Here is an 18,018-nt window from a genome sequence, read left to right on the forward strand (position 1 = left end):
ATAATTTCAAGGGTGAAAGTCTCTGTCCGTCCGCCCGCCGACCCCCGGCGCGCTCAGGCGGCAGAACGCAAAGGCATCCCGGAGATACCCGACGCATGGATTCGTCAGCCAACTCTTTGATCAACCCCGACGCCCGCATGGGGCTGGCCGGCGCGCAGCCTGGCACCGGCGCGGCCGGCGCCGGCCAGGCTGGTGCCGACCTCGGCGGGCTCGGCGGCAACCTGGGCGGCATGGGCGGCAACTTCACCCAGCGTCTGTCGGGCCTCGCGCAGATGCGCGGCAACCCGCGCGCCCCGCTGATCTTCGCGGTCGCGCTGCTGGTCGCGATCGTGGCGGGCCTGTTCCTGTGGTCGCGCGCGCCGGACTACAAGGTGCTCTACAGCAATCTGTCCGACCGCGACGGCGGCTCGATCATCGCCGCGCTTCAGCAGGCCAACATTCCCTACAAGTTCTCCGACAACGGTGGCGCGATCCTCGTGCCGGCCGAGCAGGTGCACGAGATGCGTCTGCGGCTCGCCTCGCAAGGCCTGCCCAAGAGCGGCTCGGTCGGCTTCGAGCTGATGGACAACCAGAAGTTCGGCATCAGCCAGTTCGACGAGCAGATCAACTATCAGCGCGCGCTGGAAGGCGAACTGGAACGCACGATCGAATCGATCTCGACGGTGAAGTCCGCGCGCGTGCATCTGGCGATTCCGAAGCCCTCGGTGTTCGTGCGCGACAAGGAAGCGCCGTCGGCGGCCGTACTGGTGAACCTCTATCCGGGCCGCGTGCTCGACGAAGGCCAGGTGGTCGCGATCACGCACATGGTGTCGTCGGCGGTGCCGGAAATGCCGGTGCACGGCGTGACGATCCTCGATCAGGACGGCAACCTGCTGACGCAGCCAACCACCGGCAGCGGACTCGACGCGACGCAACTGAAGTACCGCCAGCAGATCGAGCGCAACACGCAGCAGCGCATCAACGCGATCCTCGCGCCGCTGTTCGGCACGGGCAACGCGCACTCGCAGGTGAGCGCCGACATCGACTTCTCGCACAGCGAACAGACTTCGGAAAACTACAGCCCGAACGGCAACCCGCAACAGGCGGCGATCCGCAGCCAGCAGTCGAGCAGCGCCACCGAAATGTCGCAAGGCGGCGCCTCGGGCGTGCCCGGCGCGCTGTCGAACCAGCCGCCGCAACCGGCCTCCGCGCCGATCACGGCAGGCAATGGCGCGAGCGGCGTCGCGACCACGCCGGTCAGCGACCGCAAGGATTCGACCACCAACTATGAACTCGACAAGACCGTGAGCCACGTCGACCGGCCGATGGGCGGCATCCGGCGTCTGTCGGTGGCGGTGGTGGTGAACTACCTGCGGGTGGCGGACGCGAAGGGCAACGTGACCATGCAGCCGGTCACCGCCGACAAGCTCGCGCAGGTCACGCAACTGGTGAAGGACGCGATGGGCTTCGACGCGGCGCGCGGCGACTCGGTCAACGTGGTCAACAGCGCGTTCACCGCCGACATCGATCCGAACGCGAACCTGCCGTGGTGGCGCACGCCGGACATGCTGGCGCTCTACAAGCAGATCGCGACCTATCTCGGCATCGGCGCGGTGGCCCTGTTCCTGTACTTCGTGATGGTGAAGCCCGCGCTGCGCCGCGCTTTCCCGCCGCCGGAGCCGGCCGCCATGGCCGCGCTGGCGGCGCCGGACGAGCCGGTCCTGCTGGACGGCATTCCGGCTGCGGAGCGCGATGGCGCCGTGGTCGAGATCGAGACCGACAGCGAAACGCTCGCGCTCGAAAACGCGAAACACAAATATGAGCGGAACCTGGAATTCGCACGCAGCATCGCGCGCCAGGATCCGAAGATCGTTGCAACCGTCGTGAAAAATTGGGTGTCCGATGAGCGCTGAAGGCGTAGTGAAGAGCGCGCTGCTGCTGATGTCGATCGGCGAGGAAGAAGCCGCGCAGGTGTTCAAGTTCCTCGGGCCGCGCGAAGTCCAGAAGATCGGCGTCGCGATGGCCGCGCTGAAGAACGTGACCCGCGAGCAGGTCGACGAAGTTCTGCAGGAGTTCGTGAAGGAAGCGGAGCAGCACACCGGCATGTCGCTCGATTCGAACGAGTACATCCGTTCGGTGCTGACCAAGGCGCTCGGCGACGACAAGGCCGGCGTGATCATCGACCGCATCCTGCAGGGCAGCGACACCAGCGGTATCGAAGGCCTGAAGTGGATGGACTCGGCCGCGGTCGCCGAGCTGATCAAGAACGAGCATCCCCAGATCATCGCGACCATCCTCGTGCATCTCGACCGCGATCAGGCGTCGGAAATCGTCGCCTGCTTCACCGAGCGGCTGCGCAACGACGTGCTGCTGCGCATCGCCACGCTCGACGGCATCCAGCCGGCCGCGCTGCGCGAACTCGACGACGTGCTGACGGGCCTGCTGTCCGGCAGCGACAACCTCAAGCGCAGCCCGATGGGCGGCATTCGCACGGCGGCCGAGATTCTCAACTTCATGTCGAGCAATCATGAGGAAGGCGTCATCGAGAACGTTCGCCAGTACGACGCGGAACTCGCGCAGAAGATCATCGATCAGATGTTCGTGTTCGAGAACCTGCTCGATCTGGAAGACCGCGCGATCCAGCTGCTGCTGAAGGAAGTCGAGTCCGAGGCGTTGATCATCTCGCTGAAGGGCGCGCCGCCCGCGCTGCGCCAGAAGTTCCTGTCGAACATGTCGCAACGCGCGGCCGAACTGCTCGCCGAAGACCTCGATGCACGCGGTCCGGTGCGCGTCTCCGAAGTCGAAACGCAACAGCGCCGCATCCTGCAGATCGTGCGCAATCTGGCAGAGAGCGGTCAGATCGTGCTAGGCGGCAAGGCGGAAGATGCATATGTCTGATCAGAGCTCCTCGGCGAAGGGAAGCCTCTCGGCCTACCAGCGCTGGGAGATGGCCTCGTTCGATCCGGTGCCGCCGGCGCCGCCGCCCGAGCCCGAAGTCGACGACGGCGCCGCGTTCGAAGCTGAACTGGAACGCCTGCGCGACGCCGCGCACGCGCAGGGCATCGCGTCCGGCCACGTGGCCGGCCAGGCGCTCGGCTACCAGGCCGGTTACGACCAGGGTCATGCGCAGGGTTTCGAGCAAGGCCAGAGCGAAGCGCGCGAAGAAGCGGCGCGGCTCGCCGCACTGGCGGCGACCTTCAAGACAGCGCTCGACGGCGCCCAGGGCGCGATCTCCGAAACGCTGGTCGCGCTGGCGCTGGACATCGCGCAGCAGGTGGTGCGCCAGCACGTGCAGCACGACCCGACCGCGCTGATCGCCGCCGCGCGTGAGGTGCTGGCCACCGAACCCGCGCTGGTCGGCGCGCCGGCCCTGATCGTGAGTCCCGCCGATCTGCCGGTCGTCGAGGCCTATCTGATGGAAGAGTTGCAAACGCGCGGCTGGACGGTACGCACGGATGCGTCGGTGGAGCGCGGCGGTTGCCGGGCCCAGGCCGGCACCGGCGAAGTGGATGCCGGCATCGACACGCGCTGGGAACGTGTCGCGGCCGCACTCGGCAAGGTGAGCACATGGTGAAGCCGACCCTCGACGAGATTCGCGCCAGCGATCTGACGCCGCTCGAACGCGAACTGGCGCTGGCATCGTTCGGCGCCGAAGCGCTTGCGGACGTGGAGGCGGCGCATGAGGTCACGCCCGCGGCAAAACCGGTGGCGACATCTGCGGTGGCGACATCCGCGGTGACGCCCGCCGCGGCTGCGGTTGCCGCGATCGAAGCGGCCTTGCGCGATCCGGCTCACGCGCATCCGGCGACGGGCGCCGCCGCGAGCCGCGATTCCGCCGCGGCAGGCGCTGCCGCCCCCGCCGCCGCTCACGCCCCCTACGATCCCACGCTCGACAGCAACCCGCACATGCAAGCCTGGCGCGGCCGCCTCGACGCGTTGCGCGCGCGCAATGCGATCGCGAAGCCACTGCGCGCCTGCGGACGTTTGACGCGCGCCGCCGGCCTCGTGCTCGAAGCGGTCGGCCTGCGCCTGTCGGTCGGCGCCGAAGTGATGATCGAACTGCCGCCCGGCAGTTCGCTGCCGATTGCCGAAGCCGAAGTCGTCGGCTTCTCCGGCGACAAACTGTTTCTGATGCCGACCACCGAAGTGATCGGCCTGCTGCCCGGCGCGCGCGTCTATCCGCTCGAAAGCGCGCCGATCGCCGACCCGATGGCAGGTGCCAAGCGCCTGCCGGTCGGCTGGGAACTGCTCGGCCGCGTGCTCGATGCGTCCGGCCGTCCGCTCGACGGGCTCGGCCCGCTCGGCGCGCACGCCGACGCGCCGCTGTCCGCGCCGGTCATCAATCCGCTGAACCGCGAGCCGATTCACAAGGTGCTCGACGTCGGCGTGCGCGCGATCAACGCGCTGCTGACCGTCGGCCGCGGCCAGCGCATGGGGCTCTTTGCCGGGTCGGGCGTCGGTAAATCGGTGCTGCTCGGCACGATGGCGCGCTACACCAGCGCCGAAGTGATCGTGATCGGCCTGATCGGCGAGCGCGGCCGCGAAGTGAAGGAATTCATCGAACAGATTCTCGGCGAGGAAGGTCTCGCGCGCTCGGTGGTGATCGCGGCGCCCGCCGACGTCTCGCCGCTCTTGCGGATGCAGGCCGCGTCGTATTCGACTTCACTCGCCGAATATTTCCGCGATCAGGGCAAGCACGTGCTGCTGCTGATGGATTCGCTCACCCGCTACGCGATGGCGCAGCGCGAGATCGCGCTGGCCGTGGGCGAACCGCCCGCCACCAAGGGCTATCCGCCTTCGGTGTTCGCCAAGCTGCCGGCGCTCGTCGAGCGGACCGGCAACGGCCCGGCGGGCGGCGGCTCGATCACCGCGTTCTACACCGTGCTGACCGAAGGCGACGACCAGCAAGACCCGATCGCCGACTCCGCGCGGGCGATTCTCGACGGCCACATCGTGCTGTCGCGCTCGCTCGCCGAGGCCGGCCACTATCCGGCGATCGACATCGAAGCGTCGATTAGCCGGGCAATGACCGCGCTGATCGACGATAACCATCTGAACAAGACGCGTATGTTCAAGCAGATGCTGTCGCGCTATCAGCGCAACCGCGATCTGATCAACGTCGGCGCGTATTCGAGCGGGCGCGACGCGGTGCTCGATCGCGCGATCGCGCTGTATCCGCGGATGGAAGCATTTTTGCAGCAAGGTTTTCGCGAATGCGCAAACTTTGAACCCAGCGTCGAGATGCTGGACGCACTGTTTGCCCAAGGAGGCTGACGATGGCGAAACACTTTCCGATCAAGACACTCATCGGCCTCGCGCAGGACGATGTGGACGCCGCCGCGCAGCGTCTGGGCCGCGCGCAGCGCGAGCGCAACGACGTCGAGGGGCAGCTCGATGCGCTCGTGCAATACCGCGACGAATACCACTCGCGCTTCACGACGACCGCCCAGAGCGGCATGCCGGCCGGCAACATGCGTAACTTCCAGGCGTTCATCGACACGCTCGACGCCGCCATCGACCAGCAGCGCAATCTGCTCGCGACGGCCACCGCCCGTGTCGAGGCGGCGAAGCCCGACTGGCAGCGCCAGAAGCAGAAGCTCGGCTCATACGAAGTGCTGCAGGCGCGCGGCGAAGCAGCCGAAGCAAAAACCGTCGCGCGGCGCGATCAGCGCGACGCCGACGAATTCGCCGCGCGGATTCTGCGCATGCGCGCCGAAGGCATCTGACCCGGGCGAGCGTCGCCTCGTCTCATCGACCACCCGTATGACAGATTGACAGGATTCCTTATGTCGCTTCTTTCACAGATCGGCTCCCAGATCGGTTCGCTGCTCGGCTCCGCCGGCAACTCATCGACCAGTGCGGCGATGGCCGCCGCGGCGAGCGCCAGCCCGTTCTCGCAAACCTTGCAGCAAAGCATCGACCAGCAGAGCAACGCGGCCGCGCAGAACGCGAGCCAGCAGCAGGATTCGTCGTCATCGGCGGCATCGTCGAGCGTGCATGACGCACCGCCGGCCGATTCCGCCACGCAACAGGCAAACGACGCGAAGAGCAGCAGCGACGACCCGACGAACGCGGCGTCATCCGCGACATCCCCGGATCACGCGCAGCAGGCGTCGAACGGCAAAACCCCGACGACGCCGGCAAAGTCCGGCAACAACACGACGCCGGCCGATGCGGGCGCGGCTGCAGCGGCCGCCGCCGCGCAAGCCCAGGCTCAGGCTCAGGCGCAAGCCCAAGCCGACGCGAACAGCACCGCGACGACCACCGATCCCGCCACGGCCCTGGCCGACGCCTCGGCCGCGCTGACCGGCACGGCCACTACCACGACACCCGGCTTGGCGGCGGGCAAGAAAACCACCGCAACCGATCCGAAGTCGTTGCGGGACGCATTGCAGGCGGCGCTCGCCGCACTGGCGAGCGGCCAGGGCACGGTGCCGGCGCAGGCGCTGGCGAGCGGCGCGGCAGCGAACGCCGCGACGGCGGCGAGCGCGAACGGCGGGCTGAACGGCTCGGCGGACGGCAAGTCGCTCGCGAGCGGCCTATTCGGCGAGGGCAAGGGATCGAACGCATCGAAGGGCGCCACGACGGCGACGGCTGCGCCGACGACGCTGACCGACCCGGCCGCGGCGGCCAGATCGGCGGTCGAGACGCTGACGGCCACGGCTGCTGGCGCTCAGACCGACAACCTCTCGTCCTTCAAGAGCGCGGCCGACGCAGCGACTGCGGCGCTGGCCGCCACCCAAGCCGCAGCAAGCGCCGCAACGACGGCCGCCGCCCAAAGCACGGGCACCGCGAGCGCGGCGGAAGCGGCGAACGCGCTGGCGCCGCAGGTCGGCACGACCGACTGGGAGGATGCGCTGAGCCAGAAGGTGGTGTTCCTGTCGAACGCGCATTCGCAGAGTGCCGAACTGACGCTGAACCCGAAGGACCTGGGCCCGCTGCAAGTCGTGTTGCAGGTAGCCGACAACCACGCGCATGCGCTGTTCGTTTCGCAGCATCAATCGGTACGTGAGGCGGTCGAGGCGGCGTTACCGAAGCTGCGCGAGGCGATGGAATCGAACGGAATCGGGCTGGGCAGCGCGAGCGTCAGCGACGGCTTCGCGCGCCAGAGCAGCGGCCAGCAACAGAACGCCGATTCGGGCCGCTCGGGCGGCAAATCCAGCGGCAGCGGCGGATCATTTGGCGGCGGCACATCGGACGCGATAGACACGGTCGCCAACGTCGCGGTGAAGCGCAAGGTTGGGCTGGTCGATACTTTCGCCTGACACCTGACACCTGTCCGCAAGGCGGCCTTCCCATGCGACCTGCGGCGGTTCGCGGGGCAATTGCATGCGCGCGGAGGCTCCCGCTTTTCTTGACTTGAAAGCCTCCTAAGAGATCTCGATTCAAGCGACTCTGAGCACACAGACGGTTCGATGAACTACCGCGTCGGCGCGCGCAGCGTCGCCGGAAGAATGACTGCCTTGTCACTGACGCGGAGTGTGCGGGAACACAGATTCCAGATGCACCACTGCCCCCTCCAAGCCAGGGGACCCGCTTATGAGCTGGCGGTTTGGAGCCGCTTTCTTTGCCTACTTTCTTTGCGGCTGCGCCCCGAAGGAAGTCCCCTTGGGGGACAAAGAAAGTAGGTGCCGCCCCGCACAGGGGCAACGCCAATAGACCACCGCGAACTCAAGGAAAGGCCAACACCGAAGGCAAACAGCCCAAACCCCAGGCTAAAAACAACCCAAAAACCAGAGATAGCCCGCAATCCCCCTTCTTTTCGACCCATCGATCCAGGCGCAAATCAACAACAATCACCCTCACCAGCACTAAAGGCACGCAAAGCAAACCACATGGCATCCACGACCGCAAACCAGCAAGCCGCGCCCGCCTCCCCGGGCCCCTTGAAGCGCATCATCCTGATCGCCCTCATTGCGATCGTCGCCGCGGGCGCAGCCGGCGCGGGTGTGTGGTTCTTCATGTCCAAGCGCGCGCCAGCCGCGAGCTCAGCGGAAGCCGCGCCGACGCCGCCCGCGGCGCCGCTGTTCTTCCCGCTCGAATCGATGACGGTCAACCTGCAATCGGACGACGGCCAGCAGCACTTCCTGCGCATCGGCCTCACGCTCCGGCTCGCCGACGCCGCCTCCCAGCAGCAGCTCACCGAGCATATGCCGGAAGTGCGCAGCCACATCCTGCTCGCGCTCTCGAACAAGCACCCCGACGAGCTCGCGCCGCTGGAAGGCAAGCGCGCGCTCGCCGAAGAGCTCAAGACGCTGATCGCGCAGCCGACCGAAAAGGGCGCCGCGCCGATCCACGTGCAGGACGTGCTGTTCACCGAATTCGTCGTGCAGTGACGCTCAGTGACGTTATCTAGCACTGCCATCATCAACCGCCACGGGACGCACGAGGAATAAGCAATGGGCCACGAAGAGTTCATGTCCCAGGAGGAGGTCGATGCCCTCCTCAAGGGCGTTACCGGCGAGTCCGACTCGGAAGCCGAGCAAAGCGACCGCACGGGCGTACGCCCGTACAACATCGCGACGCAGGAACGCATCGTTCGCGGCCGGATGCCCGGCCTCGAAATCATCAACGACCGTTTCGCGCGTCTGTTGCGCGTCGGCATTTTCAACTTCATGCGGCGCTCGGCGGAAATCTCCGTCGGTCCGGTGAAGGTGCAGAAGTACAGCGAATTCACCCGCAACCTGCCGATCCCGACCAACCTGAACCTGGTCCACGTGAAGCCGTTGCGCGGCACGTCGCTGTTCGTGTTCGACCCGAACCTCGTGTTCTTCGTGGTCGACAACCTGTTCGGCGGCGATGGACGCTTCCATACGCGCGTCGAAGGGCGCGACTTCACGCAGACCGAGCAGCGCATCATCATGAAGCTGCTCAATCTGACGTTCGAGCACTACGCGGCGTCGTGGAAAAGCGTGCGGCCGTTGCAGTTCGAATACGTGCGCTCGGAAATGCACACGCAGTTCGCCAACGTCGCGACGCCGAATGAAATCGTGATCGTCACGCAGTTCTCGATCGAGTTCGGCACGACGGGCGGCACGCTGCACATCTGCATGCCGTACTCGATGATCGAGCCGATCCGCGACATCCTCTCTTCGCCGATCCAGGGCGAGGCGGTGGACATCGACCGCCGCTGGGTGCGGGTGCTATCGCAGCAGGTGCAGGCGGCGGAAGTGGAACTGACCGCCGACCTCGCGCAGGTGCCGGTCACGTTCGAACAGATCCTGAACATGCGCAAAGGCGATGTTCTGCCGATCAACATCCCCGAGCGCATCACGGCGAAAGTCGACGGCGTGCCGGTAATGGAATGCGGCTACGGAATTTTCAATGGTCAGTACGCGTTGCGGGTCCAGAAAATGATCAGCGCAGCCGACACGATGAAGGAAGGTGGATATGAGTGACCTGAACGCAAAGCCCGAGGCCGAACTGGCCGCCGGTGAGCCGCAACTGGCCGCCGGCGCGGCGAGCGCCGAGGACGAAGACGCGATGGCCGACTGGGCCAGCGCGCTGGCCGAGCAGAACGACAACGCCGAAGTCAGCGCGACGACGGCCGGCGTGTTCCAGCCGCTGTCGAAAGTCGAGCCGACCTCGACGCGCAACGACATCGACATGATCCTGGACATTCCGGTCCAGATGACCGTCGAGCTCGGCCGCACCAAGATCGCGATCCGCAACCTGCTGCAACTCGCGCAGGGCTCGGTGGTGGAACTGGACGGCCTCGCCGGCGAACCGATGGACGTGCTGGTCAACGGCTGCCTGATCGCCCAGGGCGAAGTGGTGGTCGTGAACGACAAGTTCGGCATCCGTTTGACCGACATCATCACGCCGTCCGAACGCATCCGGAAGTTGAATCGATGAAACGCTTGACCGCTCGCGCCGTGCTCAACGCTTCGCGCGAAGCCCTGCTTCGCGCCGGCGTGGTCGCCACGGCGGCGCTCGCCGTGCCCCTGTCGGCGCACGCCGCCGACATGAACGCGGTCAACAACGCCGCGAGCATCGCCTCGGGTGTCGGCGCCGGCTCGTCCGTTCCGGCGCTCGGCGTCGGCGCGGTATTGCAAACGGTCGTCGGCCTGCTGGTCGTGATCGGTCTGGTGTTCGGCTGCGCGTGGCTCGCGCGCCGCTTCGGCCTGCAGCCGGGTCAGCGCGGCGGGCTCGTGAAGACCGTCGGCGGTGCGTCGCTCGGCGGCAAGGAACGCGTCGCAGTCGTCGAGATCGGCGACACGTGGCTCGTGCTCGGCGCGGCGCCCGGCAACGTGCGTCTCCTGCATACGATGCCCGCGGGCTCCGCCACGCCCGATAGCGTCGCCGTCCCGGCCCCGCAAAGCGGCGCTGCTCGCGCACCGCTGCCGGGCACCTTCGCTCAACGCTTTCGCGACGCTTTGAAGGGTGAAGTAGGCAAACGTTTCAACGCGCACGGCGGCGGGGATCGGTAATGCAGTTCAGTTCCATGCAAGTCAGCGTTTCGTCGCTGCGTGACGCGCGCCCCGCCCCGGCTCACGGCGCCGCGCAAGCCGCGCTCAAAGTATTGCGCCGTGTCGCGCCGCTCGCGCTGCCCCTCGTCGTGCCCGCGCTGATGCTCGCGCTGCCGACGCTGTCGTTCGCGCAAACCGCCGGCCTGCCGGCGTTCAACACGAGCCCCGGCCCGAACGGCGGCACCACCTACTCGCTGAGCGTGCAGACGATGCTGCTGCTCACGATGCTGTCGTTCCTCCCGGCGATGGTGTTGATGATGACGAGCTTCACGCGCATCATCATCGTGTTGTCGCTGCTGCGCCAGGCGCTCGGCACGACCACCACGCCGCCGAATCAGGTGCTGGTCGGTCTCGCGCTGTTTCTCACGCTGTTCGTGATGTCGCCGGTGCTCGACAAGGCCTATAACGAAGGCTACAAGCCGTTTTCCGACGGCACGATCTCGATGGACCAGGCGGTGTCGCGCGGCGTCGCGCCGTTCAAGACGTTCATGCTGCGCCAGACCCGCGAGAGCGATCTCGCGCTGTTCGCGCGCATCTCGCACGCGGCGCCGATGCAGGGTCCGGAAGACGTGCCGCTGTCGCTCCTCGTGCCCTCGTTCGTGACCAGCGAACTGAAGACCGGCTTCACGATCGGCTTCACGATTTTCATCCCGTTCCTCATCATCGACATGGTGGTGGCGAGCGTGCTGATGTCGATGGGGATGATGATGGTGTCGCCCGCCACCATCTCGCTGCCGTTCAAGCTGATGCTGTTCGTACTGGTCGACGGCTGGCAGTTGCTGCTCGGCTCGCTCGCACAGAGTTTCGTTTAACCCGCATTTTTTGGCGCACTCACCATGACACCTGAAGCAGTCATGACGCTGGCCCACCAGGCAATGTATGTCGGCCTGCTGTTAGCCGCCCCGCTCCTGTTGGTCGCGCTGGTCGTCGGCCTCGTGGTGAGTCTGTTCCAGGCGGCCACGCAGATCAACGAGTCGACGCTCTCGTTCATTCCCAAACTGCTCGCGATCGCCGTCACGATGGTGATCGCGGGCCCGTGGATGCTGACGACGATGCTCGACTATCTGCGTCACACGCTCACCAGCATTCCGACGCTCGTCAACTGAGCGGCGCACCGCCACTCCCCTCGCCATGTTCACGGTCACTTACGCTCAACTGAACGGCTGGCTGACCGCGTTCCTGTGGCCGTTCGCGCGGATCGCCGCGCTGATCGCCACCGCGCCGGTGTTCAGCAATGCGTCGATGCCCGCCCGTGTGAAGATCGGCCTCGCCGCCTTCACCACGATCATCGTCGCGCCGACCATCGGTGCGATGCCGCAAGTCACGGTATTCTCCGCTGCCGGCGTGTGGGTGCTCGTCAATCAGTTCCTGATCGGCATCGCGCTCGGCGTGACGATGCAGATCGTCTTCCAGGCGATCGACGCAACCGGCTACTTCATCGGCCTCGGCATGGGCCTCGGCTTCGCGACCTTCTTCGACGCGCAGGCGACCGGTTCGGGCGTGGTGATCTCGCGCTACATGACGACGATCGCAATGCTGGTGTTTCTCTCCGTCGACGGTCATTTGCAGATGCTGGCCGCGCTGGTGACGACGTTTCAGTCGGTGCCGGTGTCGGCGAATCTGCTCGCGCCGCACGGCTGGCAGACGCTCGCCAACTGGGGCGGCTCGATTTTCGCGGCGGGCCTGCTGCTGTCGCTGCCGGTGGTGGTGGCGCTGCTGATCGCCAACCTCGCGCTCGGCATTCTCAATCGCGCCGCGCCTCAGATCGGCGTGTTCCAGATCGGCTTTCCGCTCACGATGCTGGTCGGTCTGCTGCTGGTGCAACTGATGCTGCCGAACATGATCCCATTCTTCGTGCGGCTGTTCGACGGCGGCATCGACGAGATGGGGCGCGTCGCGGCGGGCTTGCGATAACGCCGCGGCTCGGCAGACCCTTCGCGCCGGAACTCACGGCATAGAAGAAAGCCGGCTCGCGCCGGTTATTTTGCTTTCTGCCGCCTTCGTGCATCAGTTGTTGATGTACTGGAACAGCGACATGTTCTGGATCTGCACGAACGCTTGCTGCGAAGCCTGCAACGCCGCCTGCTGCATGGTGTACTTGCTGATCGTCGAGACCATGTCGGTCGAGGTCAGGTCGTTCAGGCTGCTCTGCGTTTGCAGCGAGTTGGTCTGCGTCACGGCTTGCAGCGCCTGCACTTCCTGCTCGCGGCCGCCGACCGATGCCTGCACCGTGGTCACGTTGTTCAGCGTGTTGCGCAACTGGCTCAGTCCGGTGTTCATCACGTTCTGCAGGTTGGCCGTCGCCGCCGCGTTACCCGTCACCGGCTGTTGCAGCGCGCTGATCATCGCGTTCAGGTTCGCGAACACATCGGTGCCCGCCTGATTGGCCGGCTTGACCGTGAAGGTGTCGTTCGCGGCCGGCGTGCCGGTGATCGCGACCGTCTGCCCGCCGATCGAGATGTCGGCGCCTTCGGTGTATGGTTGCGGCGTGCCCACCGCAACCGGCGGGGTCTTCGACGTGTCGTTGATCGCGTAGGTCAGCGACGAGCCGCTGCCGCTAAACACAATCTGGTACGAGTCCGCATTCGCGGTGTTGGTCGGATCGTTGACCGTCACCGAACCGATCACGCCCGTGCCGGTGTTGGCCGAACTGCCGGCCGCGATCGGCTGCGCATTGCTCGCGCCAACGCTCATGAAGACTGCAAGGCCGTTGTCGCCCGTTGCCACCTGGTTGCTGTCGGTGACCTGCACGGTGCGCGTGCCGGTGTCGCCCGCATAAACGACGGCGCCGCTTGCATCGGTCGTGAACGCCTTGGTGGAGTTCTGAAACCCGGAGAACAGCGAATTGCCCGCCCCGTCGGTCGCATTGGCGTAGGTCAGCAACTGGTCGCGCAGGGTCGTCAGCTGAGCCGCGATGGCGCTGCGATTGGCGTCGTTCAAACCGCCGTCGCCCGCCCTGAGAGCGAGGGTGTTCACGCTTTGCAGCGTGCTGAGCACGCCGCTGAGCGTCGAATCCTCGGCCTGCAGCGACGACAGCGCGGCGTTCTGATTGGTGGAGTATTGCGACAGCGCCGTCGCCGTCGAACTCAGCTGCACCGCCTGGGCCGCGCCGAGCGGATTGTCGGCGGCGGTGCTCAGACTGATGCCGCTCGAGATTTCCTGGTAGATCTGGGACAACTGAGCCTGCTGGTTGCTCATTGTCTCGACGTTCATGCTGAAGTATTGCGAGCTGGAGATACGCATGGTTCAACGCCTTACGAGAAGATGCCGAGCAACGTCTGGAACAGGGTCTGCGCGGTCTGGATGACCTTGCTGTTGGCCTGATAGAGCTGCTGATACTGAAGCAGGTTGGCTGCTTCCTCATTGATATTGACGCCGGACACGGACTGCTGCGCGGCGGTGATCTGCGTGACGAGCGAGGCCTGCGCGGTGCTCGAAGTCTGCACCTGGCTCGCCTGATTGCCGATCTGGTTCACGTAGCTCGCATACGCGCTCGTCAACGTGGACGTGCCGCCCGACATCACCTGCGCGGTGGTCAGGTTCGACAGCAGTTGCGCGTTGCGCCCGTCGTTGGTCGCGCCAGTATTGGGACCGATCGAAAACGAGTCGCCGTCCGAGGGTGTGCCGCTGAGCGTGACCGTCACCCCGTTCATGATGCCGGGGCTGGCCGCGTTGGTCAGGTTGGACGGGTTGGTGATCGTCAGCGTCGCACCCGAACTCGGCGAGTACGGCACGGCGGTCGTGGCCGAGCTGATCGTGATCGAAGACGACGGCGGCCCAGCCACCGTCACCACCGAACCCACCGGGAAACCGGTCAGGCCGGTACCGGCGGTATAGGTGATCGTCGACGCCGTGGTCGGTGCGCTATAGCCTGCCGTCACGGTGCCCTGCGTGATCGCCGCGCTGCCGGTATTCGATGCGGAAGCCGAAGCCAGCACCGGCGCCGCGGCCGCGATCGCCGACGCCGACGTGGTCGTCAGCGCGAAGCCGCTCAGCGCGCCGCGCGTCGGTTGAACCGAAAAGGAGTCGCCCGCGTTCATCGTGCCGGCGGCAGCCGAGAATTGCAGGCCGCCGATCGGATTGGTGAGGTTCGCCGCCGACCCCACGATGCTGCCGGTCGAATTGTCGGTCAGCGTGTAGGCGGTGCCGTTGTACGACAGCGTGTAGTCGCCGGTGGTCGGTTGCGTCGCGTCGGCAAACGAGACGCTCAGCGACGCATTGCCGGTGTTCTGCGCATTCGCAATCACGGTGGGCGAGCCAACCGTGAACAGCGCGCCGCCCGCGGTGCCGTTCAGCGTGATGCCCAGCTCGTTCTGCGCGTTCACCTGCGCGGCGAAACTGGTGGCGATGGCGCCGAGTTGTGCTTCGGCCGGGTCGAGCGTCTGCGAACGGAACTGCAGCAGGCCGCCGAGCGTGCCGCCGGACACATTGGTGTCGGACAACGTCTGCGGCGTCGGCGCCGGCTTCGCGCCGGCCTGGCCGAGATACTGGACCGACAGTTCGCTCGGGTCGCTGGCGGACGTCGCCGTGCCGAGGTTGAAGCTGTTGTCGGCGGACACGAGCGGCTGTCCGTTGGACATGAACACGCTATAGCCGCCGTTGTTCTGCACGACCGACACGCCGATCAGTTGCGACAGGTTCGATACGGCCAGATCGCGCTGGTCGAGCAACTGGTTCGGCGGCTGGCCCTGACTGCTCGCCGCGGTGATCTGCGTGTTCAACTGGGCGATCTGCTGCGTATAGCTGTTGATCTGCGTGACCGCGTTGCTCAGCTGCGTGTTGACGCTCGAGCGCAACTGGTCGTACTGCTCGCCGGCGGCGTTGATCTGGTTCGCGAGCGTCTGCGCATCGCTCATCGCGGTCTGGCGCGTCGAGATGCTGGACGCGCCGTTGGCGACGTTCTGCAAGCCCGTGAAGTAACCGGTGATGGCGCTCGCGATCCCCCCGGTCGGACTGCCGACCAGGTTGTTCAGCTGCGTGATCATCGTGTTATAGGCGGACAGCGCGCTGCTCGACGATTGCGCATTGTTCAGCTGGGTCGCGAGGTACTGGCTGTACTGGCGCTGCACGGTGGTCGTCGACACACCCGACGGCAGATAGCCCGAACCGGTATAGCTGCCGCCGGTCTCTGCATAGACCGGCGTCTCGATCGAATAGCCGGGCGTCGACGCGTTGCTGATGTTCTCGCCGGTCGTCGTCAAACCCCATTGGGCTGCATTGAGTCCGCTGAGGCCGATGGTTAAGAGATTGCTGGACATGCGTCATCCTGAAGGGCGACACCGCAGACATGCCGCCACGTTACTTGAACAGTCTGTTTAACGGCCCACCGTGAGAAAAATTGAGGGCCATTGCGATGTCTGCGCGACTTTGTTGCAACGTTTGCGAGGCGCGCCGGGCGCACCGGTGGTGCGACTTCTCGCGCGCCTCTTTGCGTGCTTTGCGCTGCGCTCTTTCAGACGAACTGCCCGGCCCTGCTTCTCACGCGGCGAGCGAGCGAGGCCCGGATCAACGCCTGCCCGCCCCGCATTCGCTCAACGCACCAGCGAACGGCGCTTCATTTCAAGCTGCGTGATCAGACGTTGCAGTGTGTTTTCGGCGCTGCCCGGCAGCGTCAGAAAACGGAAACCGAGTTGATACCGCTGCGTGCCGTTCGGCAGCGCCGTGGAGCGGTGCGACACCAGTTGCAGATCGAGCGACAGCCGGCCGAGCGCGCCGAGCGACAGTTCGCAATCTTCCAGGCGCGTGCCCATCGGCAATTCGGCGACGCGTTCGTCCGTGGTGCGCATGCCGACGCCGCCAAGCGACAGGTCGTGCACTTCGAAGCGGAACGTGTCGCCCGCGGGCAGACGGCCGCTGCACATGTACGGATCGAGGATCGGCGCATCGACGCGGAAATACTCGCGGCGTTGCACGTAATACAGCACTTCGGGGAAGTCGGCCTCGAACGCGGGCAGTCCTTCGAAGCGGGTCTCGCGCGGCGTCGCGGTCGCGAACTCGACGCGCACGCCGTCCGGCGCCGCGTGGAATTTGCAGCGCGGCGCGGCCAGCAGGCCCGCGTTCTGATTGGACAACGCGCCCCAATCGAAGGTGAAGGTGCGTTCGCGCACGTCGACGTCGAGCAGGCGCGTCACGAGCTGGCCGCCCGCATATTCGACGGTGAGGAAATCGCGGCGATTGACGAGATTGCGCAACTGAACGCCGATCTCCAGCGGATTGCGGCGGCCGAAATTCGGCGCGCTATCGTCTTGCGGGGCGTGCGGCTGGCCGTGCGTGTCGGTCTGGCCATTCGACTGGTTCATATCCATGGGCTTGCCGGTATGCATGTTCTTGCGGGCGCGTGCCAGGGCTCCTGCCGGAGCTTTCGCGCGGCCCCAATCGAAGCCGCGACGCACGCATTCAACCGGACGTTATGATGCTTTTCCGGTATCGGGTCTTAACTGATTAGCGGCAGCATCCAGCCAAAATTTAGGGGCTTTAATGAAATATTTGCCGCAAACGTTAAAACGCAAGGACCTCTCGCGGGTGGACCGGCCGGCATGGCGCTGCATGACTGCGTGACTGCATTGACGGCAGATCAGCCCATCTTCTGCATGATCGACATCAGTTTTTTGGCGTAATGCGGGTCGGTCGCGTAACCCGCGCGCTGCATGCCGTTGGCAAAGCCGTTCACGTCGCGCGACGAATTGATCACCTGCGCGTAACGCGGATTGCCCTTGAGCAGGTTCGCGTAATCGGTCATCGCTTCCTGATACGAGTCGTACGCGCGGAATTTCTCGACGGTGCGCTGCGGCTTGCCGTTCACATATTCGGTCGTGACAGTCGAGACGGTCTTGCCGGTCCAGTCCTTGCTCGCCTTGATGCCGAACACGTTGTGGCTGGTCGAACCGTCTGTCTTCCTGATCTCGCTCTTGCCCCAGCCCGATTCGAGCGCGGCCTGGCCGATGATGAAGCGCGCCGGAATGCCGGTCGCGGCGCTCGCGGCCTGGGCCGGCGCCGCGAGCTTGTCGACGAACGCGTCGACCTTCGGCGAACTGCCGTCGCCGCGCAACGGCGGCGTCAATGCGCTATTGGCCGAGTAGCCCTTGCCCATCGCCAGCTGACCGTTGGCCTGCGCGTTGCCGTAGGCCTTCGCGAGCGCGTTGAGCGCGGCGGTCTGACCTTCATCGCCGCCGCTGCTGCTGCCCAACGCGTTGGCCATGCCGGCGAAGCCGCCCGCGCCACCCGCGCCACCGCCCGTCTGCATGCCCTGGTTGCGCATCAGCTGCTTGAGCATCGCGTCGGCCACGCCAATGCCCTTTTTCGACAACTGCTGCGACATCTGCTGATCCATCATCGACGTGAAGGTCGCGCTGTCGTGCGAATCGAACGGGCCGTCTTGCGGCGTCGCATCGCGCATGCTCTTGAGCATCATCTGCGTGAACACAGCGTCGAACTGCTGCGCGGCCATCTTCATGCCGGCTTGCGGCGAGGCCTTGGCTTGCGCGCTCAGACTCGCGAAGCCCTGCACGTCGAGTGCGAACCGGCTGGTCAGGTCGTTTGCGGTATTGGTCGTATCCGAATTCATCTGGCG

At 65.8% G+C, this 18,018-nt stretch carries 17 protein-coding genes; 13 read left to right on the forward strand and 4 right to left on the reverse strand.

Annotation, left to right across the window (positions count from 1 at the left end; genetic code table 11):
* Nucleotides 1-95 precede the first annotated feature (95 nt).
* The 13 genes from fliF (at nt 96) to fliR (ending at nt 12,362) form a co-directional block, all read left to right on the forward strand.
* Entirely contained in the window at nt 96-1,892 is a 1,797-nt protein-coding gene (fliF, locus tag ACZ9H4_RS22330) for a flagellar basal-body MS-ring/collar protein FliF (RefSeq protein WP_408323239.1), read from the forward strand.
* Nucleotides 1,882-2,877, forward strand: coding sequence for a flagellar motor switch protein FliG (gene fliG, locus ACZ9H4_RS22335; protein WP_408140234.1), 996 nt, complete (start codon nt 1,882-1,884; stop codon nt 2,875-2,877). The genes fliF and fliG overlap by 11 nt, the downstream gene beginning before the upstream one ends.
* The gene (fliH, locus tag ACZ9H4_RS22340) at nt 2,864-3,553 is read left to right on the forward strand and encodes a flagellar assembly protein FliH (RefSeq protein ID WP_476120915.1); all 690 of its coding nucleotides are present in this window, start codon (nt 2,864-2,866) and stop codon (nt 3,551-3,553) included. Before fliG ends, fliH begins: the two co-directional genes overlap by 14 nt.
* On the forward strand, nt 3,547-5,253 hold the full coding sequence (gene fliI / locus ACZ9H4_RS22345) for a flagellar protein export ATPase FliI (RefSeq protein WP_476120917.1): 1,707 nt from the start codon (nt 3,547-3,549) through the stop codon (nt 5,251-5,253). The genes fliH and fliI overlap by 7 nt, the downstream gene beginning before the upstream one ends.
* A gap of 2 nt (nt 5,254-5,255) precedes the next feature.
* Nucleotides 5,256-5,705, forward strand: coding sequence for a flagellar export protein FliJ (gene fliJ / locus ACZ9H4_RS22350; RefSeq protein ID WP_408323237.1), 450 nt, complete (start codon nt 5,256-5,258; stop codon nt 5,703-5,705).
* Between the two features lie 60 nt (nt 5,706-5,765).
* Complete coding sequence (locus ACZ9H4_RS22355; RefSeq protein ID WP_476120920.1) at nt 5,766-7,244, forward strand: flagellar hook-length control protein FliK; 1,479 nt, start codon at nt 5,766-5,768, stop codon at nt 7,242-7,244.
* A gap of 570 nt (nt 7,245-7,814) precedes the next feature.
* Complete coding sequence (fliL, locus tag ACZ9H4_RS22360) at nt 7,815-8,315, forward strand: flagellar basal body-associated protein FliL (protein ID WP_408152782.1); 501 nt, start codon at nt 7,815-7,817, stop codon at nt 8,313-8,315.
* 63 nt (nt 8,316-8,378) lie between these two features.
* Nucleotides 8,379-9,377: a flagellar motor switch protein FliM gene (fliM, locus tag ACZ9H4_RS22365; protein WP_408140219.1), complete on the forward strand. Its 999-nt coding sequence runs from the start codon at nt 8,379-8,381 to the stop codon at nt 9,375-9,377.
* Nucleotides 9,370-9,834, forward strand: a complete 465-nt coding sequence (gene fliN, locus ACZ9H4_RS22370) for a flagellar motor switch protein FliN (protein ID WP_408140217.1) — start codon at nt 9,370-9,372, stop codon at nt 9,832-9,834. The genes fliM and fliN overlap by 8 nt, the downstream gene beginning before the upstream one ends.
* Nucleotides 9,831-10,409: a flagellar biosynthetic protein FliO gene (gene fliO, locus ACZ9H4_RS22375; protein WP_408323235.1), complete on the forward strand. Its 579-nt coding sequence runs from the start codon at nt 9,831-9,833 to the stop codon at nt 10,407-10,409. The genes fliN and fliO overlap by 4 nt, the downstream gene beginning before the upstream one ends.
* Before the next feature lie 14 nt (nt 10,410-10,423).
* Entirely contained in the window at nt 10,424-11,260 is an 837-nt protein-coding gene (gene fliP, locus ACZ9H4_RS22380) for a flagellar type III secretion system pore protein FliP (protein WP_408152780.1), read from the forward strand.
* A gap of 24 nt (nt 11,261-11,284) precedes the next feature.
* Nucleotides 11,285-11,554, forward strand: coding sequence for a flagellar biosynthesis protein FliQ (fliQ, locus tag ACZ9H4_RS22385; protein ID WP_121315992.1), 270 nt, complete (start codon nt 11,285-11,287; stop codon nt 11,552-11,554).
* Between the two features lie 25 nt (nt 11,555-11,579).
* Entirely contained in the window at nt 11,580-12,362 is a 783-nt protein-coding gene (gene fliR, locus ACZ9H4_RS22390) for a flagellar biosynthetic protein FliR (RefSeq protein WP_408140206.1), read from the forward strand.
* Between the two features lie 93 nt (nt 12,363-12,455).
* Here the strand turns inward: fliR and flgL are convergent, their stop codons facing one another.
* The 4 genes from flgL to flgJ all read right to left on the reverse strand — a co-directional run bounded on the left by flgL (nt 12,456) and on the right by flgJ (nt 18,012).
* The gene (gene flgL, locus ACZ9H4_RS22395) at nt 12,456-13,691 is read right to left on the reverse strand and encodes a flagellar hook-associated protein FlgL (RefSeq protein WP_476120924.1); all 1,236 of its coding nucleotides are present in this window, start codon (nt 13,689-13,691) and stop codon (nt 12,456-12,458) included.
* An 11-nt stretch (nt 13,692-13,702) separates the two neighbouring features.
* Nucleotides 13,703-15,706 carry a flagellar hook-associated protein FlgK gene (gene flgK / locus ACZ9H4_RS22400; RefSeq protein ID WP_476120926.1) on the reverse strand — a complete coding sequence of 668 codons (2,004 nt, stop codon included), beginning with the start codon at nt 15,704-15,706 and terminating at the stop codon, nt 13,703-13,705.
* A gap of 273 nt (nt 15,707-15,979) precedes the next feature.
* On the reverse strand, nt 15,980-16,753 hold the full coding sequence (locus ACZ9H4_RS22405; RefSeq protein WP_408140200.1) for a flagellar brake protein: 774 nt from the start codon (nt 16,751-16,753) through the stop codon (nt 15,980-15,982).
* A gap of 269 nt (nt 16,754-17,022) precedes the next feature.
* A complete protein-coding gene (gene flgJ / locus ACZ9H4_RS22410; protein WP_476120929.1) occupies nt 17,023-18,012 on the reverse strand; it encodes a flagellar assembly peptidoglycan hydrolase FlgJ in 990 nt (329 codons plus the stop codon).
* Nucleotides 18,013-18,018: the final 6 nt, after the last annotated feature.

Source organism: Paraburkholderia sp. TE9906 (assembly GCF_056279605.1).